The 24,968-nt window shown below is 44.2% G+C and carries 19 protein-coding genes and 1 other annotated feature; of the genes, 2 read left to right on the top strand and 17 right to left on the bottom strand.

All coding sequences use genetic code 11. The annotated features are described in order from the left end of the window. Positions 1–25: 25 nt before the first annotated feature. Positions 26–2,668 (bottom strand): valine--tRNA ligase, encoded by a 2,643-nt coding sequence (locus tag M3204_RS05285; protein WP_251479294.1) that lies wholly within the window; start codon positions 2,666–2,668, stop codon positions 26–28. Between the two features lie 78 nt (positions 2,669–2,746). Next, positions 2,747–2,993: a binding site (T-box leader), on the bottom strand. Positions 2,994–3,217: 224 nt separating this feature from the next. Between M3204_RS05285 and M3204_RS05280 the strand changes: the two genes are divergently transcribed. Beyond that, a complete protein-coding gene (locus M3204_RS05280; RefSeq protein WP_251479291.1) occupies positions 3,218–3,412 on the top strand; it encodes a hypothetical protein in 195 nt (64 codons plus the stop codon). A gap of 18 nt (positions 3,413–3,430) precedes the next feature. Here the strand turns inward: M3204_RS05280 and ysxE are convergent, their stop codons facing one another. From ysxE to hemA, 8 genes are all read right to left on the bottom strand, one after another. Continuing rightward, positions 3,431–4,471 carry a spore coat protein YsxE gene (ysxE, locus tag M3204_RS05275; protein ID WP_251479290.1) on the bottom strand — a complete coding sequence of 347 codons (1,041 nt, stop codon included), beginning with the start codon at positions 4,469–4,471 and terminating at the stop codon, positions 3,431–3,433. A gap of 157 nt (positions 4,472–4,628) precedes the next feature. Then, positions 4,629–5,792, bottom strand: coding sequence for a stage VI sporulation protein D (gene spoVID, locus M3204_RS05270; RefSeq protein WP_251479288.1), 1,164 nt, complete (start codon positions 5,790–5,792; stop codon positions 4,629–4,631). Positions 5,793–6,382: 590 nt separating this feature from the next. Continuing rightward, positions 6,383–7,672 carry a glutamate-1-semialdehyde 2,1-aminomutase gene (gene hemL, locus M3204_RS05265; RefSeq protein WP_251479286.1) on the bottom strand — a complete coding sequence of 430 codons (1,290 nt, stop codon included), beginning with the start codon at positions 7,670–7,672 and terminating at the stop codon, positions 6,383–6,385. A gap of 46 nt (positions 7,673–7,718) precedes the next feature. Beyond that, positions 7,719–8,699, bottom strand: coding sequence for a porphobilinogen synthase (hemB, locus tag M3204_RS05260; protein ID WP_251479284.1), 981 nt, complete (start codon positions 8,697–8,699; stop codon positions 7,719–7,721). A 3-nt stretch (positions 8,700–8,702) separates the two neighbouring features. Continuing rightward, positions 8,703–9,491, bottom strand: coding sequence for a uroporphyrinogen-III synthase (locus tag M3204_RS05255; RefSeq protein WP_251479281.1), 789 nt, complete (start codon positions 9,489–9,491; stop codon positions 8,703–8,705). Next, positions 9,488–10,423, bottom strand: a complete 936-nt coding sequence (gene hemC, locus M3204_RS05250; protein ID WP_251479279.1) for a hydroxymethylbilane synthase — start codon at positions 10,421–10,423, stop codon at positions 9,488–9,490. Before hemC ends, M3204_RS05255 begins: the two co-directional genes overlap by 4 nt. Before the next feature lie 12 nt (positions 10,424–10,435). Further along, positions 10,436–11,269 (bottom strand): cytochrome C assembly family protein, encoded by an 834-nt coding sequence (locus M3204_RS05245; protein ID WP_251479277.1) that lies wholly within the window; start codon positions 11,267–11,269, stop codon positions 10,436–10,438. 14 nt (positions 11,270–11,283) lie between these two features. After that, positions 11,284–12,630, bottom strand: coding sequence for a glutamyl-tRNA reductase (gene hemA, locus M3204_RS05240; protein WP_251479276.1), 1,347 nt, complete (start codon positions 12,628–12,630; stop codon positions 11,284–11,286). Between the two features lie 259 nt (positions 12,631–12,889). On the opposite strand from hemA, the gene M3204_RS05235 reads away from it, so the two are divergent. Beyond that, on the top strand, positions 12,890–13,375 hold the full coding sequence (locus tag M3204_RS05235) for a LiaI-LiaF-like domain-containing protein (RefSeq protein WP_251479274.1): 486 nt from the start codon (positions 12,890–12,892) through the stop codon (positions 13,373–13,375). Between the two features lie 42 nt (positions 13,376–13,417). On the opposite strand, the gene yihA is transcribed toward M3204_RS05235, so the two are convergent. The 8 genes from yihA to leuC form a co-directional block, all read right to left on the bottom strand. Continuing rightward, positions 13,418–14,002 (bottom strand): ribosome biogenesis GTP-binding protein YihA/YsxC, encoded by a 585-nt coding sequence (gene yihA, locus M3204_RS05230; protein WP_251479271.1) that lies wholly within the window; start codon positions 14,000–14,002, stop codon positions 13,418–13,420. After that, positions 13,999–16,326, bottom strand: a complete 2,328-nt coding sequence (gene lon / locus M3204_RS05225) for an endopeptidase La (protein WP_251479269.1) — start codon at positions 16,324–16,326, stop codon at positions 13,999–14,001. The genes yihA and lon overlap by 4 nt, the downstream gene beginning before the upstream one ends. A gap of 462 nt (positions 16,327–16,788) precedes the next feature. Further along, the gene (gene lonB, locus M3204_RS05220; RefSeq protein WP_251479267.1) at positions 16,789–18,456 is read right to left on the bottom strand and encodes an ATP-dependent protease LonB; all 1,668 of its coding nucleotides are present in this window, start codon (positions 18,454–18,456) and stop codon (positions 16,789–16,791) included. Positions 18,457–18,697: 241 nt separating this feature from the next. Beyond that, the gene (gene clpX / locus M3204_RS05215) at positions 18,698–19,960 is read right to left on the bottom strand and encodes an ATP-dependent protease ATP-binding subunit ClpX (protein ID WP_251479265.1); all 1,263 of its coding nucleotides are present in this window, start codon (positions 19,958–19,960) and stop codon (positions 18,698–18,700) included. Positions 19,961–20,292: 332 nt separating this feature from the next. Further along, positions 20,293–21,582 (bottom strand): trigger factor, encoded by a 1,290-nt coding sequence (tig, locus tag M3204_RS05210; RefSeq protein WP_251479263.1) that lies wholly within the window; start codon positions 21,580–21,582, stop codon positions 20,293–20,295. Between the two features lie 158 nt (positions 21,583–21,740). Beyond that, positions 21,741–22,763 carry a tetratricopeptide repeat protein gene (locus tag M3204_RS05205; RefSeq protein WP_251479261.1) on the bottom strand — a complete coding sequence of 341 codons (1,023 nt, stop codon included), beginning with the start codon at positions 22,761–22,763 and terminating at the stop codon, positions 21,741–21,743. Positions 22,764–22,901: 138 nt separating this feature from the next. Then, positions 22,902–23,507 (bottom strand): 3-isopropylmalate dehydratase small subunit, encoded by a 606-nt coding sequence (leuD, locus tag M3204_RS05200; RefSeq protein WP_251479259.1) that lies wholly within the window; start codon positions 23,505–23,507, stop codon positions 22,902–22,904. A 31-nt stretch (positions 23,508–23,538) separates the two neighbouring features. Next, entirely contained in the window at positions 23,539–24,948 is a 1,410-nt protein-coding gene (leuC, locus tag M3204_RS05195) for a 3-isopropylmalate dehydratase large subunit (protein ID WP_251479257.1), read from the bottom strand. Positions 24,949–24,968 lie beyond the last annotated feature (20 nt).

Genomic DNA, 24,968 nt, shown 5'->3' with positions numbered 1-24,968 from the left:
TCAAGTTTTTCATATCCCGATGTAATTAGCTTCTTAATTCATTGATGCGCGCTTCGACTGCAGCACGTTTTTCAACATAATCCTTTTCCTTGGCACGTTCTTCTTCAATGACTTTATCAGGAGCTTTTTTAACAAATCCTTCGTTAGAAAGCTTCTTCTGGACACGTTCTACTTCTTTGTCCAGCTTCTCTTTTTCCTTTTGAAGGCGGGCGATTTCTTCATCGATATTGATGAGACCTTCAAGCGGCATGATGATCTCCAGCCCTGTTACAACGGCTGTCATCGCTTTTTCTGGCCCGTTCACCTCAATGCCGATCTCAAGGTTCTCAGGATTACAGAAGCGAACGATATAGCCTCGGTTATTTTCGAGTGTGCCGAGAGTTTTTTCGTCCTTTGCTTTCAGGAACATATCAACCTTCTTGCTAAGCGGTGTGTTCACCTCAGAGCGAATGTTCCTTACTGCACGGATGACTTCAACGAGCAGTTTCATATCCTCAGCAGCTTCACGATCTGTTAATGCTGGATCAACCTGCGGCCAGCTTGCAATCGTAATTGACTCACCCTGGTGTGGAAGGTTCTGCCAGATTTCCTCGGTAATGAACGGCATGAATGGGTGGAGCAATCGCATTGTGTTATCAAGAACATATGCAAGGATCGATCTGGTTGTCTTCTTGGCAGCTTCGTCTTCCCCATAAAGCGGAAGCTTCGCCATTTCGATATACCAGTCGCAGAAATCGTCCCAGATGAAGTTATAAAGCGCTCTGCCTACTTCACCAAACTCATAGCGGTCAGACAGTCTTGTTACAGTTTCGATCGTTTCGTTCAGTCTTGTTAAAATCCACTTGTCAGCTACAGATTTCTCGCCGCTCAAATCGATTTCCTCATATTTAAGCCCGTTCATGTTCATCAACGCAAAACGTGATGCATTCCAAATTTTATTCGCGAAGTTCCAGGTTGCTTCAACCTTCTCCGTGCTGTAGCGAAGGTCCTGCCCAGGAGAGCTTCCTGTAGTCAGGAAGTAGCGGAGAGAGTCAGCGCCGTATTGATCGATGACATCCATCGGGTCAACGCCGTTGCCAAGCGACTTACTCATCTTCCGGCCGTCCTCTGCACGAACGAGGCCGTGAATCAGTACATCCTTGAATGGTCTCTGTCCAGTGAACTCAAGGCCCTGGAAAATCATCCTTGATACCCAGAAGGCAATGATGTCATAGCCTGTTACAAGGGCATCAGAAGGATAGTATCTCTTATAATCCGCTGCTTCCTCATTCGGCCAGCCCATTGTTGAGAACGGCCATAGTGCCGAACTGAACCATGTATCAAGAACATCATTATCCTGCTCCCAATTTTCAGGATCTGCAGGAGGCTGGTGATCAACGTAAACTTCCCCAGTTTCCTTATGGTACCAGGCTGGAATCCGGTGGCCCCACCATAGCTGACGGGAAATACACCAGTCACGGATGTTTTCCATCCAGCGCATATAGGTATTTTCAAAGCGCTCAGGTACGAAGTTAACTTTCTCCTCTTTGCTCTGGAGGGCGATTGCTTCATCAGCAAGCGGCTGCATTTTAACGAACCATTGAGTAGATAGATACGGCTCAACTACTGCTCCGCTTCGCTCAGAATGTCCTACTGAATGCATGTGCTCTTCAATTTTGAACAGTACGCCTTCGTCCTGGAGATCCTTGACGATTTGCTTGCGGCACTCAAAACGGTCCATACCTTGATATTTGCCCGCTCTTGCATTCATTGAGCCATCTTCGTTCATGACAAGAACTCTTTCAAGATTATGGCGGTTGCCGATTTCAAAGTCATTAGGGTCATGTGCAGGCGTGATTTTTACTGCGCCAGAGCCGAATTCCATATCGACATAATCATCGCCGACAATCGGAATCTCACGGCCGACGATTGGCAGGATTACGGTCTTGCCAATCAAATGCTTATAGCGGTCATCCTCTGGGTGTACAGCAACCGCAGTATCCCCAAGCATCGTTTCCGGTCTTGTTGTTGCGATTTCGATGTGGCCGCTTCCGTCTGCCAGAGGATATCTCATGTGATAGAAAGCACCCTGGATATCTTTATGGATAACCTCAATATCAGACAGGGCCGTTTTTGCTGCAGGGTCCCAGTTGATGATGTATTCCCCGCGGTAAATGAGGCCTTTGCGATATAGGGTAACAAATACTTCTTTAACTGCATCTGACAGCCCTTCATCCAATGTGAAACGCTCTCGGCTGTAATCAAGTCCGAGCCCAAGCTTTGACCATTGTTTACGGATATGCTGTGCGTATTCCTCTTTCCATTTCCATGATTCTTCAAGGAACTTTTCACGGCCAAGTTCATAGCGATTGATGCCCTGGCTGCGAAGTTTCTCGTCAACCTTTGCCTGTGTGGCGATCCCGGCATGGTCCATACCTGGAAGCCATAGAACATCATAGCCCTGCATCCGCTTCATGCGGGTAAGGATATCCTGAAGCGCTGTGTCCCACGCATGGCCCAGGTGAAGCTTGCCAGTTACGTTTGGCGGCGGAATGACGATTGTATAAGGCTTTTTCGTTTCATCATCCTTCGCTTCGAAAAACTTCCCTTTGATCCACCATTCATAGCGTCCCTGCTCAATCGAAGACGGATCGTATTTAGTCGGCATTGACAAATTCTCTTCCATCATTTTTCCTCCTGTCAGACTCTTTTCGTAATCTCTTCCATTACAAAAGCCTTTGATAAAATAAAAAAACTCCATTCGCCATAAAAGGACGAATGGAGTTTGTTCGCGGTACCACCTTTTTTCCCAGCAACCGTAAAAATACCTCAATTGCTGGCTCAAATCTGGATAACGGCTCTTCACCGTCGCCTGTTACTGGGAATAATCTATTCCGTTCCCAGGCGATGCTCGAGGGCGACCTTCCATTGTTCAGCTTAGAAAACCTCGCAGCTACTGGTCTTCCTCTCTTAAAGCTGAGTGATCATGTACTCTTCCCTGTCAAAGCACTAACTTTATTGTGTTTTTTGGTAAACTTTGCTGCTTTCACAATCAATGCGAAAACAACTTTTTGTATATTAGATATACTACCCAAAAAAGGGGAATGACGTCAATCATCATTTCCTTTTTTTAATTATTTTATACTTTTCATGCCTTGTTGTGCCAATTTAAAGCACATTTTAGGCAAACAGCTCATAGAATAAAAAAAGGGAAAACTGATTGTTTGGAGGGATGACAATGAAGAGACGAAGGTATAATCCATATACACTCCCGAGGTGGGCGAGGACAGCACGTGCTATCTGTGCTCAATTAATCATTCCTTTTTGCGTTTTTCAGGGGATCCGCACCCTTTTCTTCCCGACAACATTTGATGTCTTCCTGTTATCGCTTTTTATCCTGGTTGCTTTGGCAATTAAATTTGAAATCGTTTAAGGAGCCTTAGAGCATCGTTTAGCTCTCGGCTCCTTCTTGTTGTGCCTGCTTTTTTTGCCTCTCTATTTCATCTATTTTTGTGACAACATAGCCTGTATTGCTTAAAAGCCAGTATTGCCGCTGCAGCTTTTGGACGAACTTTCTTTCATCCACTTCCTTTTTACGCTGATGATAGGTTTCCGCAACGCGTATGATTCCTGAAGGAAATGCGAGATAGCTCATGAACAGGAGCATTTCATCCTCCCTGAACGGGAAATATTTAAGATAGGCATAAATCCAATCGACACAATCATCGGATTGTTTCGGCAGCGTTTTTAACGACCTTGCCAAAAACGGCAGAAGATCCTGGATTGGTGAACCCTGCCTTGCTTTTTCGAAGTTGATGAAATAGCCATAACCTCTTTCATCGAACAGGAAATGCTCAGTAGATACCTTTCCGTGCAGCGTGACTGTCCTCGTCTTTTTCTGATCCTTCGTTTTCTCATGCCAGTCCTCTAGCTTTTGTTTCGCGAAAGCAATCGCCTGGCGGATTTGGCTGTAGTACAGGCAGAAGGTTAACTCAAACGGTGACATATATACTCTGTTTTCACAGCTTTCAATGAATCCATTGATGAATTCTTCTTCTTTTTCCCATTCCTTCAATGTCTGATTATAATGCTCCTCTTTTACCACTGGATTAATTTCGAGTTCCTTCGCCGATAGCGTATGCATCCTGGCTAATTCCCTGAACATCTGCTTATGGCGTTCTGATTGAGGATCTTCTTTTGTTTCATTTGGTATCCACGGCATTAAATAATAAAGTGATTTATTATGCAATACTGCGTACCTGCCATCATTCGCCGGGTAAACAGGAACAATCCGGTTATAGCCTTTTTGGTAAAGAGTTTGGATATTCCTGATAAAATCGGCACCCTCATAAGGGTGGATTTTCTTCAGTGCAAACGTCCCCGTTTTTGTATAGACCTTTTTAATTTTCCCGAAGTCCTCCGCAAAATAGGGTTCAATCGGATATTGCTTCAAAACTGCAGATTCTTCCTTTAAAAAATTGCGATCATCCATAGGATCACTCGCCCACTTTCTAAGCTTCCTAAACATAATAATATGGGGCAGGTGTCAGACACCTGCCCATACGAAAAGCGGAAGCAATCCTGGCCAGCGACAAGCCAGCCCTGACAACTAGCTATCTTTGGACAAGGCATTGCTTCCAGGTTCAGTGTTAAGAATGGTGAACTGCTACCCCAGGAACATATAAAACCTGGCCTTCTTGTACTTCATGATCAATGCTCAGGTGGTTCACTCTTAATAGCTGCTGGACTGGTACATCATAGCGTTCAGAAATAGACTGAAGCGAGTCGCCCTGCTGTACGATGCAAACTCTTATTTTGGCAACTTCGACTTGTTCTTCTTTTCTTGCTAAAAACTCTGCGATGGAAATACCTTTTTTCATGTTCGGCTTTTTCTTTTTCATCACAGCTTCTGGGGAGGATGAGCTTTCTACCTCAGCTTCCTGAACTTCAGCAGGCTGCTGTTCTGCTTGAGGCTGTTCCTCCACTTCCATCTCGACTTCCACTTCTTCCTCTTCAACCTCTACTTCCATTTCTTCTGCAGGCACCTGCTCGCTTCTAAAGTCGCTATAGGAATATTCCGGTACAGCAAACAATTCTCTCTGCTCCTGAAGTGAGGGCTCAGCTGTCTCTTCAGCGGCTCCTGTTTTCCTGGCTTCCGCCCTGAATGGTACATACAGTTCTTCTGCAAAAGCATCTGGTTCTTCGTGATTTAAAGCTTCATTTTGCTGGACAAACGAATATGCAGGTGCTTCTGGGAAGTCAAATTCCGCTGCTTCCTCACCACTTTGAACCTCCGTTTCTGCTGTTGCCTCTTTCCGGTAGCTGACTTCCAGTTCTTCAGCTGCATCTGCGCTGTCAGCTTCCTGTTCGTCATCATGCTGCTGTTCGCCATACAAGCCTGTAATAGCCAGGTCGGCATTAAGCTTCAGCCGGTCTTTTTCCGGAAAGACATAATCGAAAGACTCGACATTGATGTCAATGTCATAGATGCTTTCAATCCTGTTTTTCGGAATCGTGATATCCACCGGAAACCGGTGGAGGAATTCATAGACACCTGCTTCTCTTTCCATGATAGAATGCACAAACTTAAGAGCCGGGATTTGGTCTTCCGCATTTTCCTGCTGCTGTTCATGGCATGTATATTCCCCAGTCAACTCCAGCGATCCGCGAATTGATACATATTGCTCGTTTTCTTGGATGGTTATATTCGGATCGAGTGAAATCGAGACAAGTTCTGCGACTTCCTGTCCTCTTTGAAACCATACTGACTCCTCTAATGAAAATCGCAGGCACGATTGATTTCCCTGAGACAAAGCGACTCCTCCTTTCATTCCTTACGCATAAAATCACTATGTCATTAACACTTTATGAGCTTATATTTAGTTTTATGATAATTTAGAACATAAAAAGGAGTTGGTATGTCCAGGTCCGGAAAAAGACATGCGAAAGTTATGGTCCTTACTTTGCGTGTAATGGTATATTCCTTAAAAGTCATGATATATTCCTGAAAACTTATAATATATTCCTTAAAAATTAGATATATTCCTTAAAAACCAATTATATTCCTGAAAAATGAATTATATTCTTAAACACTAATTTTCAAACAGGCCCTGTTAACCTTGGCTGTTGATTTCCGTTCCAGGCGCTTCGCTCTCCGCGGGCGGCCCGGGGAGTCTCCTCGTCGCTTCACTCCTGCGGGGTCTCCCCTGACCCGTTCATCCCGCAGGACTTTGATTGAACTTCCTCGAATCTGCCCACGCACGATGAAAATGCGTTAGCATTTTCGGAGGAGTCTTCGCGCCTTCCACTCCAATCAACAGAGCTTAAAAATCAACAATGAACTTTAACACAGCCTTCAAATAAAAAAAACACCCTTCAATGGAAGAGTGTCTAATTAACTAAATTATTCTGCAAGCTTAGCAAAAGCTTTCTCGGCAGCTTCGATTGTTTTTTGCAGGTCTTCGTCTGTATGGGCAGTTGACAGGAATAATCCTTCAAATTGTGAAGGCGGCAGGAACACTCCTTCATCAGCCATTTCACGATAGTACGATGCAAAGAATTCAAGATTTGATGTTTTGGCAATTTCATAATTGATGACATTTTCATTCGTGAAGAAGATGCCGATCATTGATCCCGCGCGGTTGATTGTATGTGGAATACCGTATTTCTCAGCTGCTGCCTTCAGTCCTGCTTCAAGGATGTCTGCTTTGCGTTCGAATTCCTTATACGTTTCTGGTGTAAGCTGCTTCAATGTCTCAAGACCGGCTGTCATCGCAAGCGGATTTCCGGATAGTGTACCAGCCTGGTAGATTGGACCGCTTGGTGCGATTTGCTCCATGATTTCCCTTTTTCCGCCATAAGCGCCTACTGGAAGGCCGCCGCCGATTACTTTCCCAAGACAAGTAAGGTCTGGCGTTACATTGTAATAGCCTTGCGCGCAATTGTAGCCTACACGGAAGCCTGTCATTACCTCGTCAAAAATCAATACAGTTCCATACTGGGTTGTAATTTCGCGAAGTCCCTCAAGGAAACCTTCAACAGGCGGTACTACGCCCATGTTTCCAGCTACCGGTTCAACGATCACGCCTGCGATGTCATCGCCGAATTGTTCGAATGCATAGCGGACGCTCTTAAGATCATTGTAAGGTACCGTGATCGTGTTTTTCGCCACTCCTTCAGGAACACCAGGGCTGTCAGGCAATCCAAGCGTAGCGACCCCTGAGCCGGCCTTGATGAGCAATGAATCTCCATGGCCGTGATAGCAGCCTTCGAATTTCAGGATTTTATTCCTTCCGGTATATCCTCTTGCAAGGCGGAGAGCGCTCATTGTCGCTTCTGTGCCCGAAGAAACCATTCTCACCATTTCGATTGATGGCACTCGGTCAATGACTAGCTGGGCAAGTTCATTTTCCACAACAGTTGGAGCTCCGAAGCTTGTACCAAGCTCAGCTATCTTCTTGATGCCCTCGACAACCTGGTCGTTCGTATGGCCAAGGATCAGCGGGCCCCATGACAATACATAATCAATATATTCATTGCCATCGATATCATAGATTTTGGACCCCTTCCCTCTTTCCATGAAAATCGGATCCATGTTGACAGATTTGAATGCGCGGACAGGGCTGTTCACTCCGCCTGGCAATAGTTCTTTCGCTTCTTTGAAAGCTTCAATCGATTTATCATATGAGCGCATATTAATCCCTCATTTCATTTGGATGTTTTTAGTCTTTGGAAGAGCTTTACTGTTCTTTCAGCCAGCGTGCAGCATCCTTAGCATGGTAGGTAATGATCAGGTCAGATCCTGCGCGCTTCATGCCTGTCAGCATTTCCATCACGATGCTCTTCTCATCAACCCAGCCATTTTGGGCGGCTGCTTTGACCATTGAGTATTCACCGCTTACATTGTATATGACGACTGGCAGATTAAAATTATTTTTAACGTCACGGACGATGTCAAGGTATGGCATACCCGGCTTCACAATCAGGAAGTCGGCGCCTTCCATGACATCAGATTCAGCTTCGCGCATTGCTTCAGTACGGTTCGCCGGGTCCATCTGGTAAGATTTACGGTCGCCGAACTGCGGAGTGCTTTCAGCTGCTTCGCGGAATGGGCCATAAAATGCAGACGAATACTTTACAGCATAAGACATGATAGGCACATCCTGGAATCCCGCTTCATCCAAAGCAAAACGGATAGCAGCAACGAAGCCGTCCATCATGTTAGAAGGAGCAATGATATCAGCTCCGGCTTTAGCCTGGCTTACAGCTGTCTTTCCAAGCAATTCTAGTGATGGATCGTTAAGTACCTTGCCATCCTCGATAACGCCGCAATGTCCGTGGCTTGTATATTCACACAAGCATGTATCAGCGATGACGATCATGTCAGGGAAATCCTTTTTGATGACCCGAGTCGCCTCCTGGACGATTCCGTGGTCATGGTATGCCTGGCAGCCTTCCTCGTCTTTTTCATTTGGAACACCGAAAAGCAATACTGATTTAATGCCAAGTGATTCTACTTCTGCAATTTCTTCTTTCAGATTATCAAGTGATAAATGATAGACTCCCGGCATTGAAGAGACTTCATTCTTGATGTTTTCTCCTTCGACGATAAATAGCGGATAAATCAGATCCTCTGTGCGAAGGTAGTTTTCACGTACCAGGGCGCGCATATTCGCAGATTGGCGCAGGCGGCGATGGCGGCTGAATTCAAGGTGTTTCATGTATTACCCTCCTGTATGCGGTTTTATTTTTAAGTATCCTGCGACACTTTTCAGCATTTCTTCAACAGTGTATTTATCCGGCGCTGCATGGACATGCAGTCCCCATTTCTTGGCTTTCTTAGTTGATACTGGGCCGATGCAGGCGATGATACAATGCTCCAGGTGATCACGCAGTTTATTCTCTTCTACGATTCCCATAAAGTGGTCAATCGTAGATGGACTTGTAAATGTAAGTATATCAAGACTTTTATTTCGAAGCATCTTAACAAGCTTTTCACGGCTTTCTTCAGGCAGAAAAGTTTCATAGATGATGACCTCATCTACTATCGCTCCCTGCTTCTTTAGCGAAGTTCCGATATAATCCCTTGCGAGGCTGCCTTTCGGGATCAGCACCCTGGTGCCTTGCTTTATGTGAGGCAGGAATTCTTCAACAAATCCTTCGGCAACATACTGCTGGGGAACAAAATCTGCTTTTCCCCCCATGCTTTCAAGGATTTCTTTCGTTTTTTCACCAATCACAGCAATTTTGGCAAGTTCTGTTTGCTGTTTTTTCATAAAAGAAAAAAAGGTCTCAACTGTCACATTGCTTGTAAAGATGATCCAGTCGTAAGTATGTAAATTATGAAGTATATCAAGCAGTTCTTCAGTTGCTGCAACAGGCCTAAAGGCAATTAGAGGGATTTCCACCGGAATCCCCCCTTGCCTGGCAACCAATTCGGAGAAAGACTTCGCATGAGCCTTCCCCCTTGGAATCATTACCGTTTTATTTTGCAGCGGGAGAGACTGAATCATTCAATCTCAAGCTCCTGTTTAACCTTGTCGATCAAGTCCTTCGCACCCTGGCTGATGAGTTTATCTGCAGCAAGCTGCCCAAGTTCCTCTGGATTTTTGCCTTTTACTTGTTCCTTGATGATCGTCTTTCCATCAGGAGAACCTACTAAAGCAGTCAAAACGATTTCTTTCTGTTCATTCATAAATGCATAGCCAGCAATTGGCACCTGACAGCCGCCCTCCATTTTATGAAGGAAAGCCCGTTCTGCCTTAACAGCCTCACTAGTTTCTGCGGATGTGAATTTTTCCAGCAGCTGCAGAAGTTCCTCATCGTCTCCACGGCATTCGATGGAAAGTGCGCCCTGTCCGACTGCCGGCACACAGATTTCAGGATTGATGAATTGAGTAACAGTATCATCTGCCCAACCCATACGTTTAAGACCAGCTGCTGCAAGGATGATTGCATCGTAATCTTCTGTTTTAAGCTTCTCGATTCTAGTATCAATGTTGCCGCGAATCCATTTCATTTCTAGATCAGGGCGCTGGGCCAATAGCTGGGAACTCCTGCGCAGGCTGCTCGTACCTATAACCGCTCCTGGCTTTAGTTCACTGAAAGGAACATTATCCTTGGAAATCAGCACATCACGGTGATCTTCACGGAAAGGAATACAGCCAATGACAAGGCCCTCAGGCAGTACTGCAGGCATATCCTTCATGCTGTGCACGGCCATATCAATTTCTTTGTCGAGCATTGCCTGTTCGATTTCCTTGACGAAGAGGCCTTTCCCTCCGACTTTGGATAGGGTCACGTCGAGAATTTGATCTCCTTTAGTGACGATTTCCTTTACTTCAAACTCAAAAGGAGCCCCTAATTTTTTCAGCTGCTCAATCACCCAGTTTGTTTGTGTTAATGCCAACTTACTCCGTCTGGAGCCAACGATAATTTTTCTCATGACAGCCTCCTTTTATTGATACCAAAAATGGAATGATGATAATTTTCCAAAAAGAAAAAAGTTAATTAATACAATCAGGAATGACGCGATGTTCCATAGCGCGAGCGATTTGCCATACATTTCTTTGCCGACTCGCAAATACAGGTATACGCTGTAGACAGCGAGAACGACAAAGGAACCTATTAACTTCGCATCATACCATGCCAGGTCAGGGACCTTGATCCAGGCCCATTGCAGCCCAAGGATCAGGCTGAGGATGAGCATTGGCACTCCAATGACATTCAATATGTAAGACAAGTAATCAAGCCTTGTCAGATCCGTGATCCTCCATAACAGCTTACCCCACTTTTTCCGCTTTAAAAGGTCGTATTGGATAAGATAAAGCAGGGAAAAGACAAACGAGATGGAGAAGGCCCCATACGACAGGATCGCCATCGTTATATGGATCAGCAACAGTTCGGAAATCAGCTGCTCAGACATGACATTGGAATCATAGTGTACGGGAGCGAATGTGTGGATTGCCATGATGATGAACCCAAGTACATTCGTAAAAAAGACAATAAAGTCTACTTTTAATAGTTTGTTGATTGCCAGCGACAACGTGACCAGCACCCATGCATAAAAGTAAAGCCCTTCAAAGAGGGTCAGAACAGGGAATCGGCCTTTGTCGACCATATAATAGAATAAGAATATCGTCTGGAATCCCCAAACAAATGCAAGTAACCAGAAAGCAACTTTGTTTGCCCTCCGGTTACTGTTAAGGAAATCGATAAAGTATAAGAGCACGCTGGCCGCATAGATCACAATGGTTATTTCATGGAGACGCGTAATATAAAGATCAACCATGGGCAAAACCTCGCTTACGGCTGAAAAGAAGCCTGAGGCGAAGGAACTCTGACCTGCTTGGTTTCAGCTGTTTTCATTCCTTCTTGTTCAGCGACGAGCTGTTCAATATTAAAAATCTTCACGAATAGATCAAGCGCTTCGTCTGCATCCGGCCCTGCCGCAAGCTCCTTCGCCTGAAGGATCGGATCTTTGAGAAGCTGGTTGATGATACTCTTTGTATGCTTGTTAAGGACTTTGATATCCCGGTCAGATAAATGAGGCAATTTGCGCTCAATGCTGCTCATCGTCTCTTCCTGGATTGCAAGAGCCTTAACCCGCAATGCAGAAATGACTGGTACGACTCCAAGCGTGTTCAGCCACTGTTTAAACTGGACGATCTCGCCTTCAATCATAATGAGAATCTTCTCAGCCGCTTTTTGGCGCTCTTGCAGATTCGCTTCGACAATTCCTTCAAGATCATCAATATCATAAAGGAATACATTTTCCAGGGTAGCTATTTCAGGATCCAGGTCGCGAGGAACAGCGATATCAACCATGAATAACGGTTTTCCCTTTCGCTTCTGCTCGACCTTTACCATCATATCCTTCGTTACGACGAAATCTTTGGCACCCGTTGAACTGATGAGAATATCGGCATCCGCAAGCGCGCTCTGAAGCTCTCCGAGAGTCTTCGCCTTACCGGAGAATCGGTTAGCCAGGTTTTCTGCCTTTTGGTAAGTACGGTTGATGACCGTGACTTTCTTTGCTCCATTTGCATGAAGGTTTTGAATAGCCAGTTCACCCATCTTGCCTGCTCCAAGTATCAGCACATGCTTCTGGTCAAGCGAGCCGAAGATTTTCTTGGCAAGTTCAACAGCCGCATAGCTGACTGAAACGGCATTAGCACCGATTTCAGTTTCGGAGTGGCCGCGTTTTGCAAGAGTCACTGCCTGTTTAAAGAGATGGTTGAACACTGTTCCAGTCGTGTTCCTTTCAAGTCCAAGCATAAAGCTGGAACGGACCTGGCCAAGGATCTGGGTCTCTCCCAGCACCATTGAGTTCAATCCGCAAGAAACCTTGAACAAATGCTCGATTGCTCCATCTTGTTCATAAATAAACAGAAATGGCGTGAATTCTGCCTGAGGAATCCCGAACCATTCAGATAAAAACTCTTTAATATAATATCTGCCAGTGTGGAGCTGGTCCACGACAGCATATATTTCTGTACGGTTACAAGTTGAGACGATGACATTTTCGAGAATACTCTTCTTTTCCTGAAGAGCACTCATCGCTTCGCCGAGGTTGGCCTCGTTGAATGTCAACTTTTCGCGGATTTCGACAGGGGCAGTTTTATAATTAAGTCCGACAACTATAATATGCATTTTTTAATTGACACCCCCAAATAGAAATTGCATAATTGGCTAAGGTAATTATACATGACGTTTTTTTCCTTTTTACATGCTAAATGTGAACAACTGCTGAAATAATTTTTATATAAATGCGTTAAAAGAATTAATCATTATTTATCTATATGTTTGTTTACTTTTATACTAAATAAACAGCAATTAAACATACTCCCTAATGTACCTTATCAAAGTTTGTCCCTTAATTCAAGTGAGCCTTTTTGGAAGTGGTGAAAGAATGAAAAATCAGAGAATGATCCCAGGAATGATTTTAATCGGATTTGGCGTTTATTTTTATCTTCAGCAGGCAAATATATCCCTGTTCAATGAGTTTTACACGTGGCCGACCCTCTTGATCATCGTGGGTGCGGCATTTTTAGTGCAGGGGTACTATGGCAAGGATTATGAAGCGATATTACCAGGCGTGATACTTGTAGGGTTTGGCATACATTTTCACGTCGTGAATAAGTTCGAGCTATGGCCCGATCACCTCGGAGCATTCATTTTAATCATTGCCCTTGGATTTTTGCTCCGCTATCAGAAAACAGGCAATGGCTTGTTTCATGGAGTCCTCTTCCTCATTTTAGCAGGGCTGCTGTTATTTTATGACCGGATAACCAGCTGGCTTGGCCTCCTCGAAAATGGAGTCGCGGCAGCCTGGAAATTTTGGCCGGCTGCATTGATCCTGATTGGTATTTACCTCTTATTTTTTAAAAAGAAATGACAGAAAGCCCGCATCATTTAAATGATGCGGGCTTTACTTTGCTTATTTCATGAAACTGCCTAATACTGACCAGGCCTTGTCCTTCCCCTCTCCTGTTTCCGAGGAGAAGAGAATGATTGTGTCGTCAGGATCGAGATTAAGTGTTTCTTTTGTGATTTTCAAATGCTTTTGCCACTTTGACTTTGGGATTTTATCCGCTTTTGTCGCGATAATGATGACAGGAATCTCATAATGCTTGAGGAAATCATACATCATCACATCGTCCTTTGAAGGCGGATGCCTCAAGTCAACGATCATCAGCATCGCTTTCAGTTGTTCACGTGAAGTAATGTAAGTCTCAATCATCTTACCCCATGCTTCACGTTCAGATTTTGATACTTTAGCATAACCATAACCCGGAACATCAACAAAATGAACCATTTCATTAATCAGGTAAAAATTCAATGTCTGAGTCTTTCCAGGCTTCGAGGATGTCCTGGCAAGGCTTTTCCGGTTCAGCATTTTATTGATAAAGGAAGATTTACCAACATTCGATCGGCCTGCAAGGGCGAATTCCGGAAGATTGCTTTCCGGATATTGGCTCGGCCTAACGGCACTGATCACGATTTCTGCACTATTTACTTTCATTGAGAATCACCGCTGGCGAGAGCGTGCTTCAAGACTTCATCTAAATGAGAAACTAACACAAATTCAAGCTCCTTACGTACACTTTCTGGAATATCATCAATATCTTTTTCATTATCTTTTGGACAAATAACCTTTGTAAGGCCGGCCCTGTGGGCGCTCAACGATTTTTCCTTGAGACCGCCAATTGGCAAAACGCGTCCTCTAAGCGTTATTTCTCCTGTCATTCCCACTTCCCTGCGGATCGGCTTTCCTGACAAAGCAGATACAAGTGCAGTAGCAATCGTAATGCCCGCTGAAGGACCATCTTTCGGAACAGCACCCTCAGGGACGTGGATATGGATATCATTCTTTTCATGGAAGTCCGGATCGATTCCGAGCTCCTTCGCTTTTGAACGGACGTAGCTGAATGCCGCCTGCGCCGATTCCTTCATTACATCCCCAAGCTTGCCGGTCAGGACAAGCTTGCCTTTTCCTGGAGACAGAGATACTTCGATCTGCAGCGTATCTCCGCCAACCGTAGTATAGGCTAGTCCTGTAGCAACGCCAACCTGGTCTTCAAGCTCGGCCTGGCCATACCTGAATTTAGTCTTGCCAAGGAATTCTTCAACATTCTTTGCATTCACGATGACACGCTTTTTCTCTCCGGAAACAACGATTTTCGCTGTTTTCCTGCAGATTGCTGCAAGCTGTCTCTCAAGTGAACGAACACCAGATTCTCGAGTATAATAACGAATCACCTTGGTGATTGATTCATCCTTCATTTGGAGCTGGGACTTGGATAAACCATGGTCCTTAATCTGTCTTGGCAGCAAATGGTCCTTGGCAATATGCAGCTTTTCAAGTTCTGTATAACCCGCAATATTGATAATCTCCATCCTGTCGAGCAATGGTCCCGGCACAGTCGAAAGATTATTAGCAGTAGCGATGAACATGACTTTAGAAAGATCGTACGGCTCTTCAATATAATGGTCGCTGAAGTTATGATTCTGTTCTGGATCAAGCACCTCAAGCATGGCGGCAGAAGGATCCCCGCGGAAATCGCTGGACATTTTATCGATTTCATCGAGAAGGAAAACAGGATTGATCGTCCCCGCCTTCTTCATTCCCTGGATCACTCGGCCTGGCATTGCACCTACATAGGTCCTTCTGTGGCCGCGAATCTCTGACTCATCACGGACGCCACCCAAAGAAACCCGGACAAAATTCCGGTTCAATGATTTCGCAATCGATCTTGCAAGACTTGTTTTACCCACCCCAGGAGGTCCTGCGAGGCAGAGGATCGGGCCTTTCAATGAGTTAGTCAGCTGCTGGACAGCAAGATACTCAAGTACCCTTTCCTTCACCTTTTCAAGTCCGTAGTGGTCCTTATCAAGGATTCTTTCTGCCTTACTTATATCAAGGTCATCTTCAGTTGCCTTTGACCACGGCAATGAGACGAGCCATTCGATATAATTCCGGATCACTGCACTTTCAGCGGATGTTGTCGGCACCTTTTCGTAACGGTCCAATTCCTTCAAGGCAGTTTCCTTCACATGATCAGGCATCCCGGCAAGCTCGATCTTTTCGGTAAGTTCAGAGATTTCGCCAGTTTTGCCTTCTTTTTCTCCAAGTTCTTTTTGGATAGCCTTCATTTGTTCACGCAAATAATATTCCTTTTGCGTCCGTTCCATTGAGCGTTTAACTCGCTGGCCAATCTTTTTCTCAAGGCCAAGCACTTCTTTTTCATTATGGATAATTTCAATGACACGATTCATACGTTCTTTAATATCAATCGTTTCTAAAATTTCCTGCTTCTCCTTAAGCTTTAGAGGCAGATGTGAAGCTATGATATCAGCCATTCTTCCAGGCTCTTCGATGTCAGAAACTGATGCATACGTTTCCGCGGAAATTTTCTTGGACATTTTTATGTACTGTTCGAAATACTCAAGCATTGTCCTCATTAATGCTTCATCTTCGACATCCTTCGTTTCCTCGTCTTCAAATGTCCTCAGGCTGCAGGCATAATGGTCTTTTTCATCAAAAAGCTCCATGATTTCTCCCCTTGCCAACCCTTCAACAAGTACGCGAATCGTTCCGTTCGGCAGTTTAAGCATCTGCTTGACACGAGTCAGTGTACCCATCTGGTACAAATCCTCTTCGGCCGGTTCATCTATAGAAATATCCTTTTGGGTCGTAAGAAAAATTAAATGGTCATCCACCATTGCCTTCTCCAAAGCCTGTACCGACTTTTCCCGTCCAACATCTAAATGAAGCACCATTGTCGGGTAAACGAGCAGACCGCGCAGCGGCAGAAGAGGGACAGTGAACTCATTTTTGTTCGCCATGACATTGCACCTCCAACATGCATTGTATCATTCCACAAGCATTATAATACTTTGTTGTTCAATTCTATCGTATTTATTTTCTAGTGTCTAATATCAAGAGCGGGATGTACTCTTTCTAAGCCTTGATCATCTAATAGTTAGTATCCTGATATTGAGCAAAAAATATGTCCATATGTCATCGTGTTGGCAGATATTAAATAGGTTTCCTATTAAGAGTGTTTCATCATGTTCTGATTTCACCTAAAAAAGTCCCAAAAACAATTTGTTGATTTCCCCTCTGGTCACTCGCTTTCCGCGGGGGTCCGGTGATCCCGCAGGAGTCGAGTGCCCTCCGCTCCAATCAAAAGGTGCTAAAAATAAACAATGACCTTTGACATAGCCTAATTTTAATTGTCAAAACAACAAAATGTCCGAAAATAGCCTAAAAAAAGAACGCTAGCTCGCGTTCTTTTTTACAAAGCTTTAACTCGTTTCCTTTTTTGTTAAATCTGGTGCGGCCGAAATGATCTGTTCCCTCGGATGCTCTTTAAGCAGAGCGATATCAAACACTTCATCGAGGTGGGTGACAGGAATGATTTCAATACCGGTGATTTCATTCAGGATAGTTTGCATGTTTTCTTTTGGAATGATCACCTTTTGTGCGCCTGCTTTCTTCGCAGCTTTAACTTTTGGATAAACCCCGCCAATCGGCTTCACATTTCCATGGATGCTGATTTCTCCAGTCATCGCAACAGTATTGTCCATCGGTATTTTGTAAATGGCCGAGTAAATGCCTGTCGCCATCGCAATCCCGGCAGAAGGGCCATCAATCGGAGTCCCGCCCGGGAAGTTAACGTGGATATCAAATTCATCAGCAGGAACACCCATTGATCGGAGGACCGTGATGACGTTTTCAATCGAGCCTCTCGCCATGCTCTTTCTCCTGATCGATTTACCCTGACCGCCGATACTTTCTTCATCGACGATGCCCGTTATATTAATCGAGCCTTTATCTTTGGCTTTAATGACTGTGACTTCAATTTCCAGAAGAGCACCGGTGTTCGGACCGTAAACTGCAAGGCCATTGACAAGTCCAACCGCCGATTTTTCATTGATCTTCCGTTCCATCCTTGGTGTCAGCTGGCTGGAATGGACAACCCATTCGATTTCATCTTCCTTAATATACGAGCGCTCATCGGTGATCGCTAAACCTGCAGCAATCTGGACCATATTGACAGCTTCACGGCCATTTCGCGCGTAGTTAGAGAGAATTTCTATAGCCTTTTCACTCATTGTAAGCTGAACTTTTTCGGAAGCATTCTTCGCCACCGCAGAGATTTCCTCCTGGGTCAACTCACGGAAAAAGACTTCCATGCATCTTGATCTGATTGCAGGCGGAATTTCACTTGGAGTTCTTGTCGTTGCGCCAACAAGGCGGAAATCCGCTGGAAGGCCATTTTTGAAAATATCGTGGATATGGCTTGGGATTTGCGCGTTTTCTTCATTATAATACGCGCTTTCCAGAAACACTTTCCGGTCTTCAAGAACTTTTAGAAGCTTGTTCATCTGGATTGGGTGCAATTCTCCAATCTCATCTATAAATAAAACACCGCCATGCGCGTTCGTTACTGCGCCTTGCTTAGGCTGGGGAATTCCTGCCTGGCCCATCGCACCGGCTCCCTGGTAAATCGGGTCATGGACAGATCCGATTAACGGGTCAGCAATCCCTCTCTCATCAAATCTAGCAGTTGTCGCATCAAGCTCTACGAAAACTGAAGATGATTTAAAAGGAGATTTTTGATTCTGTTTCGCTTCTTCTAAAACAAGCCTGGCAGCAGCCGTTTTTCCGACTCCAGGCGGCCCGTAAATTATGACATGCTGCGGATTTGGTCCACATAACGCAGCTTTCAAAGCTTTAATTCCATCCTCCTGTCCGACAATGTCGTTAAAGCTGGACGGTCTTACTTTTTCGGCCAGAGGCTCACTTAGTGACACCGATCTCATCTTTCTTAACTGTTCCATTTCCTTTCTGGATTCCCGATCAATCGAAACCTTTTGCGTCCGCTGATTCCTTAATAGATTCCAGAAATACAGCCCAATAATAATCCCGAAAAACAGCTGTATGAATAAGGCGATTCCGGTCCAACTCAATATAAATTCCCTCCCATAAGTTGATACTATTCGCTTTAAACTAGTATCCCCTCGACGGTGTTGGAATAAACAATATTTTCAAGTGATTTTTTCCTTGGATAGTTCTAGCTAAGACTAGATATCGGCATGCTTTCATTAACAGAAAAATAATTAAACACTACTGGATTTCAGTTGCTAACTACTGTTCACTTTGTGAGAAACACAAAAAAAGTCCGGTGAAATTCACCGGACTTTACTGTTATTATGCAGAGTTTCTTTCATCTTTAAGGACAGTACCATCTTCAAGCACTAGCTTTGGCGGCATGTTGTTCTCGATTGTTTCCTTAGTGATGATACATTTCACGATATCATCGCGTGAAGGAAGATCGAACATGACATCCAGCATGATGCCTTCGATGATTGAACGAAGACCGCGGGCACCTGTCTTGCGCTCGATTGCACGCTTAGCGATTTCAACTAGGGCATCGTCTTCGAATTCAAGTTCAACATTATCAAGTTCAAGCATCTTTTGATACTGCTTCACAAGTGCGTTTTTCGGCTTCGTCAGGATTTCGACCAACGCTTCTTCGTCAAGCGGAGTCAAGCTGGCGATTACCGGAAGACGGCCGATAAATTCCGGAATCAATCCGAACTTCAACAAATCTTCTGGAAGCACTTTAGACAGTAATTCTTTCTTGTCTAATTCTTCTTCTTTCTTATCGGATCCGAAGCCAATTACTTTTTGGCCGAGACGGCGTTTAATGATGGACTCGATACCGTCAAATGCTCCACCGCAAATGAACAGGATATTCGTAGTATCAATCTGGATGAATTCTTGGTGAGGATGCTTTCTTCCACCCTGCGGCGGAACGCTGGCAACCGTTCCTTCAAGAATTTTCAATAGCGCCTGCTGGACGCCTTCGCCGGAAACGTCTCTAGTAATAGAAGGGTTTTCGGATTTTCTCGCGATTTTATCGATTTCATCGATATAGATAATTCCTTTTTCAGCTTTCTCAACATCATAATCAGCTGACTGGATCAACTTGAGAAGGATATTTTCTACGTCTTCACCAACATAACCTGCTTCAGTAAGTGACGTAGCATCAGCAATCGCGAATGGAACATTCAGGATGCGGGCAAGAGTTTGCGCAAGCAAAGTTTTACCGCTTCCAGTGGGTCCAATCATCGCAATGTTACTCTTTGAAAGCTCTACATCATCAATCTTGCTGTTTGAGTTGATACGCTTATAGTGATTGTAAACGGCTACAGACAAGTTTTTCTTTGCCTGGTCCTGCCCGATTACATACTCATTAAGGATATCACGGATTTCCATTGGTTTTGGAACGTCTTTAAATTCAACTTCTTCTTCAGTGCCCAATTCTTCTTCAACGATTTCAGTGCATAATTCAATACACTCATCACAGATATAGACGCCTGGCCCTGCTACTAATTTGCGGACTTGATCCTGCGTCTTGCCGCAGAAAGAACATTTAAGCTGCCCTTTTTCATCATTAAATTTGAACAATGCCTTCACCCCTTGAGAACTTCTAAACGATATATAAAGCTGCGATTCATAAGCAAACGAAAATTTAAGTAACGGTTTTCTGCTGCTTTCGAGCAGGTATGTATTGCATTGTATCACATTTTGCCAAGATACAGGAAATAATAACTCTTGACATGGACGGTTTCGTGCTTATGAATCGTTGAAAAAAATATGTACTAAATCATCTTAACCATAAATCGTGCCATTAAATCGGCATATGGGAAATTGCTAAAAAATTATGTATGTATATATGTATTTATTGTAGAAAACAAGGCACGATTACTCGCGCCTTGTTTCTATATATCCTGATTCTATTATGCAACAGTTTTGCTGTTTTCTACAAGGAAATCAACTGCTTTTTTCAATTGAAGATCGCCTTTGATTCCTTCAAGGCTTCCGCCAAGTGCAGCTTTGATGTTGTCAACAGTCATGTTGTACATTTCAGCCATTTTATCAAGCTCTGCATTCACTTCTTCATCAGTAACTTCGATGTTTTCAGCTTTTGCAATTGCTTCAAGCGTTAGGTTTACACGAACGCGAGTAGCAGCTTCTTCTTTCATTTGAGCGCGAAGAGCAGCTTCATCTTGACCAGAGAACTGGAAGTATAGCTCAAGGTTCATGCCTTGCATTTGCAGGCGCTGTTCGAATTCGTTGATCATGCGGTCAACTTCAGTGTCGACCATTGCATCTGGAACTTCGATTTCAGCGTTAGCAGCCGCTTTTTCCACGATTGTGTCACGAACGTGGTGTTCTTTTTGATGCTCTTTATCGTGAGTTAAACGATCTTTGATTTTAGCTTTAAGTTCATCCAAAGTTTCAACTTCTTCGTCAGCATCTTTAGCAAACTCGTCATCTAGAGCTGGAAGTTCTTTTCCTTTGATTTCGTGCAGTTTCACTTTGAATGTTGCAGGCTTTCCAGCGAGTTCAGCAGCGTGGTACTCTTCTGGGAAAGTAACCTCTACATCTTTTTCTTCGCCAGTAGCTGATCCAACTAGCTGATCTTCGAAACCAGGAATGAATGAACCTGTTCCAAGTTCAAGTGAGTAGTTTTCTGCTTTTCCGCCTTCGAAAGCTTCGCCATCAACGAATCCTTCGAAATCGATAACAACAGTGTCACCATTTTCAGCAGTGCCTTCTTCTTTAACAACAAGCTCTGCCTGCTTCTCTTGCATTGTTTTTAATTCGTTTTCTACTTCTTCGTCAGCTACGTTAGTGTCGAATGCTTCGACTTCAAGTCCTTTGTACTCGCCAAGCTTCACTTCTGGCTTAACTGTAACAGTTGCCTTGAAGATGAGGCTCTTGCCTTTTTCGATTTGTTCTACATCGATTTCTGGGCGGTCAACCGGCTCGATTCCAGTTTCTTCGATTGCATTTGCATATGCTTCTGGAAGAAGGATATCAATTGCATCTTGATATAAAGATTCTACGCCGAAACGCTTTTCGAACATTTGGCGAGGCATTTTTCCTTTACGGAAGCCAGGTACGTTAACTTTAGTAACGACTTTCTTGAATGCAGCGTCAAGACCTTGATTGACCTTTTCTGCATCAACTTCGATTGTTAGAACCGCTTGGTTCTTTTCTAATTTTTCTACCTTTGCAGACATACAGTTTCCCTCCAAAAATAATCTATTGTCATTTTCATTCGACGATGAATACTCTTGTTTACCAAGCAATATTCCAGATTAAATGTAAAATAGAATGATTTTTACATAATACAACCACTACATTATAACACAGGTTCATTTTGTTTCAACAGCTAGGACTACATTATCGGGTAAGAAATTTCTTCTAGCGTCCGGATAAAAACCAGGACCTGGCCAGCTTCTTCATTCGTACTATTGTAAATTTCAGCAAAAGACTCGAGCGGATCCTCGAATCCATAATACTGATTGGCCGTAAAATGATAGGCTGCAGCCCATGCCTCCGCAGAGCCATTCGGCAGCTCAAATGGAAAAATCAAAAAGAAATGTCTCTCAATGAGGCTCTGTACATTCTCGAATAATACAGGATCCTCACTCTCAATTTGACTGCTTAGCAATTGAATGACATCGTTCGTCCCGATGAAATCCTTCAATTCAGGCAGCTTTGCCGGAATGAATGATTTCTCCCAGCCAAATTTGCGTACGTCTATTTCCTCAGCGTACTCCTGCTCTTTCAATATATTGAGCAGCATTGTTTTCTGAAAAGGATGGCCTTCCTCAGAAGCAACATACTCTGTTATTTCTTTTATGTAAGGACGGATATTTTCCTTCGCGAGCCTTGCTGCAACCATGATCTGGTCTTTTGGATCCTTATAGTTGAATAAACCAAGCAGCTGCTCCTCGGATGCCCTCTCGAAAACTTCGGCATTCCCCGCATCCATCTCGCCGTCGAGCATCCGCCTGCCGAAATCAAGCAATCTCATAAAATGCTCATGCTTGTCAGTCGGGATTTCCCTTTCCTCGAGAAGAGCTTCTATAGTAGTCACTATCTCATTGTATTCATTTAACTGGACAAGGATCATCAGGTATAGGTCAATTACCTGAATATAATCACCCAATCCGCTCTTGAGCATCTCAGCGGCAATCTGTTTTGCCTGCTTGACGTATCCTGCTTCATAATTAGCCAGTACAAGTCCAACATAAATATCGCTATTTTCGGGATCATGCTCTAGTGCCTGCTCGAGATATTGGATGGCATCCCTGTACTTTTTCTGTTTTAGGTAATCAAGGCCTTTTTCTAACAAGCGCTTTTCAAGACCGGGAAACAGGATCACATTGTCCTTTTTTGAATCCCGTTTATTCATATACATACCGCCCTACTATTTTTTTGAATTCTTTTCTATACCGCTTATGTAAAATCCCTGTTCTTTTCGAAAAGTGTAGCATGAAACACCGAAAAAACAAAAAGATTCACAAGCAGGGCTTGTGAATCTTTCGATTTTTTATGAAATTCGTGTACTATTACCTGAATGTTCCGCTTCATATTCTCTTATGCGTTCTTCCAATTGCAGCGTCAATTCAATTTCATCCCACCCATTCAGCAGCATATTGTACCAGTAGGGATGTATGTCAAATTCTGCTTTGAATCCATCTGAGCCAAGTACTGACTTATTTTCTAAAGAAACAGTCAGTTCATACGGCTGTTTGCGTGATTGTTTTAGCAAGTATGCTACTTCGTCCTCCTTTAAAACAATCGGAAGGACACCGTTCTTCAGGCAGTTTTGGTGGAATATATCGGCAAAGGACGGAGCTATAATAACTTTGAAGCCATAATCCATTAATGCCCACGGAGCGTGTTCCCGTGATGAACCGCAGCCGAAATTCTCATTGGCAATCAAAATAGATGCACCATGGTTTTCCGGAAGGTTAAGTTCAAAATTTTCATTCAGCTCTCCATTGGGTTTGAAGCGCCAGTCGTAAAACAGGTATTGTCCAAAACCCGTTTTCTCAATCCGTTTAAGAAATTGCTTTGGAATGATTTGATCTGTATCCACATTTGTCCGATCCATCGCAACGGCTTTTCCTGTCATTTCTTTAAAACTAGACATACCAGGCTCCTTTCCTCTTAGGTTCTATCAACTAAACTTCCACTGCAGCTAGATTTCTGACATCAACGAAATGTCCATGCAATGCAGCCGCGGCTGCCATTTGCGGGCTGACGAGATGCGTCCTCGCTCCAGCTCCCTGTCTTCCTTCAAAGTTCCGGTTCGAGGTGGATGCACAGTGCTCCTCTGGATTTACAATGTCAGCGTTCATGCTCAGGCACATGCTGCAGCCCGATTCTCTCCACTCAAATCCCGCTTCCATAAAAATTTGGGCGAGCCCTTCCTCTTCAGCCATTTTTTTGACATTTTGGGAACCAGGTACAACAATTGCCTGGACTCCCGCTGCTGCCTTTTTGCCCCTGATGACTTCTGCGGCTGCCCGGAGGTCCTCGAGCCTTGAATTCGTACATGAGCCGATGAAAACCTTTGTCACATTGATATCTGTAATTTGCTGTCCTTCTTCTAGTCCCATATATTCAAATGCTCTCTGGACCGCTTTCCTTTCTGCCTCAGTGTCGCATTCGGATAAATACGGCACCCTGCTATTAACTGGTGCTGTCATCGATGGGTTCGTACCCCAGCTCACCATCGGGGCGATTTCGTTTCCATCAATCTCGATCGCATTGTCGTACTCAGCATCATCGTCAGATTCAAGCTGCTTCCATTCAAGGATGTTATCCAGGAAGTCATCACCTTCGGGAACATATTTCCTTCCATTCAAGTAAGTAAACGTTTTATCATCCGGGGCAACAATTGACGCCTTAGCTCCCCCTTCTATCGACATATTGCAGATCGTCATCCTTTCCTCCATCGACATATTCTTGATGACATCTCCGCAAAATTCGATTACGTACCCTGTTCCGAATTTGACTCCATGCTTGCTGATGATATACAGGATGACATCCTTTGCACTCACTCCTGGGCCGAGCGAGCCAGAAACCTCCACCTTCAACGTTTTCGGTTTTGCCTGCCAAAGAGTTTGTGTTGCAAGGACATGCTCGACCTCACTTGTTCCAATCCCGAAGGCCAATGACCCGAAAGCTCCGTGTGTGGAAGTATGGCTGTCTCCACAGACAATCGTCATTCCCGGCTTCGTCAAACCAAGCTCAGGACCAATTACATGGACGATTCCCTGGTCGGGGCTATCCAGATCAGCCAAGGGAATGTCAAATTCCAGGCAATTGCTCCTTAATGTATCCATCTGGTTTTTAGCAACAGGATCAACAATCTGATTTCGGTTGACTGTTGGGACATTATGGTCCATGGTAGCAAAAGTCAGGTCCGACCTCCGTACCGGTCGATTTTTCATTCTCAGTCCTGAAAATGCCTGTGGGGAGGTCACCTCATGAACCAGATGAAGATCGATATAAACCAGGTCAGGCTTTCCGGCCTCCCGATGGACGACATGTTTTTCCCAAATTTTTTCGATGATTGTATTTCCCAAAAGCAGCCTCCCCCTTTGAT

Origin of the sequence: Mesobacillus subterraneus (genome assembly GCF_023715485.1) — a bacterium.
GTDB classification, from domain to species: domain Bacteria; phylum Bacillota; class Bacilli; order Bacillales; family Cytobacillaceae; genus Mesobacillus; species Mesobacillus subterraneus_B.
This window is presented reverse-complemented; position numbering and strand designations above follow the sequence as displayed.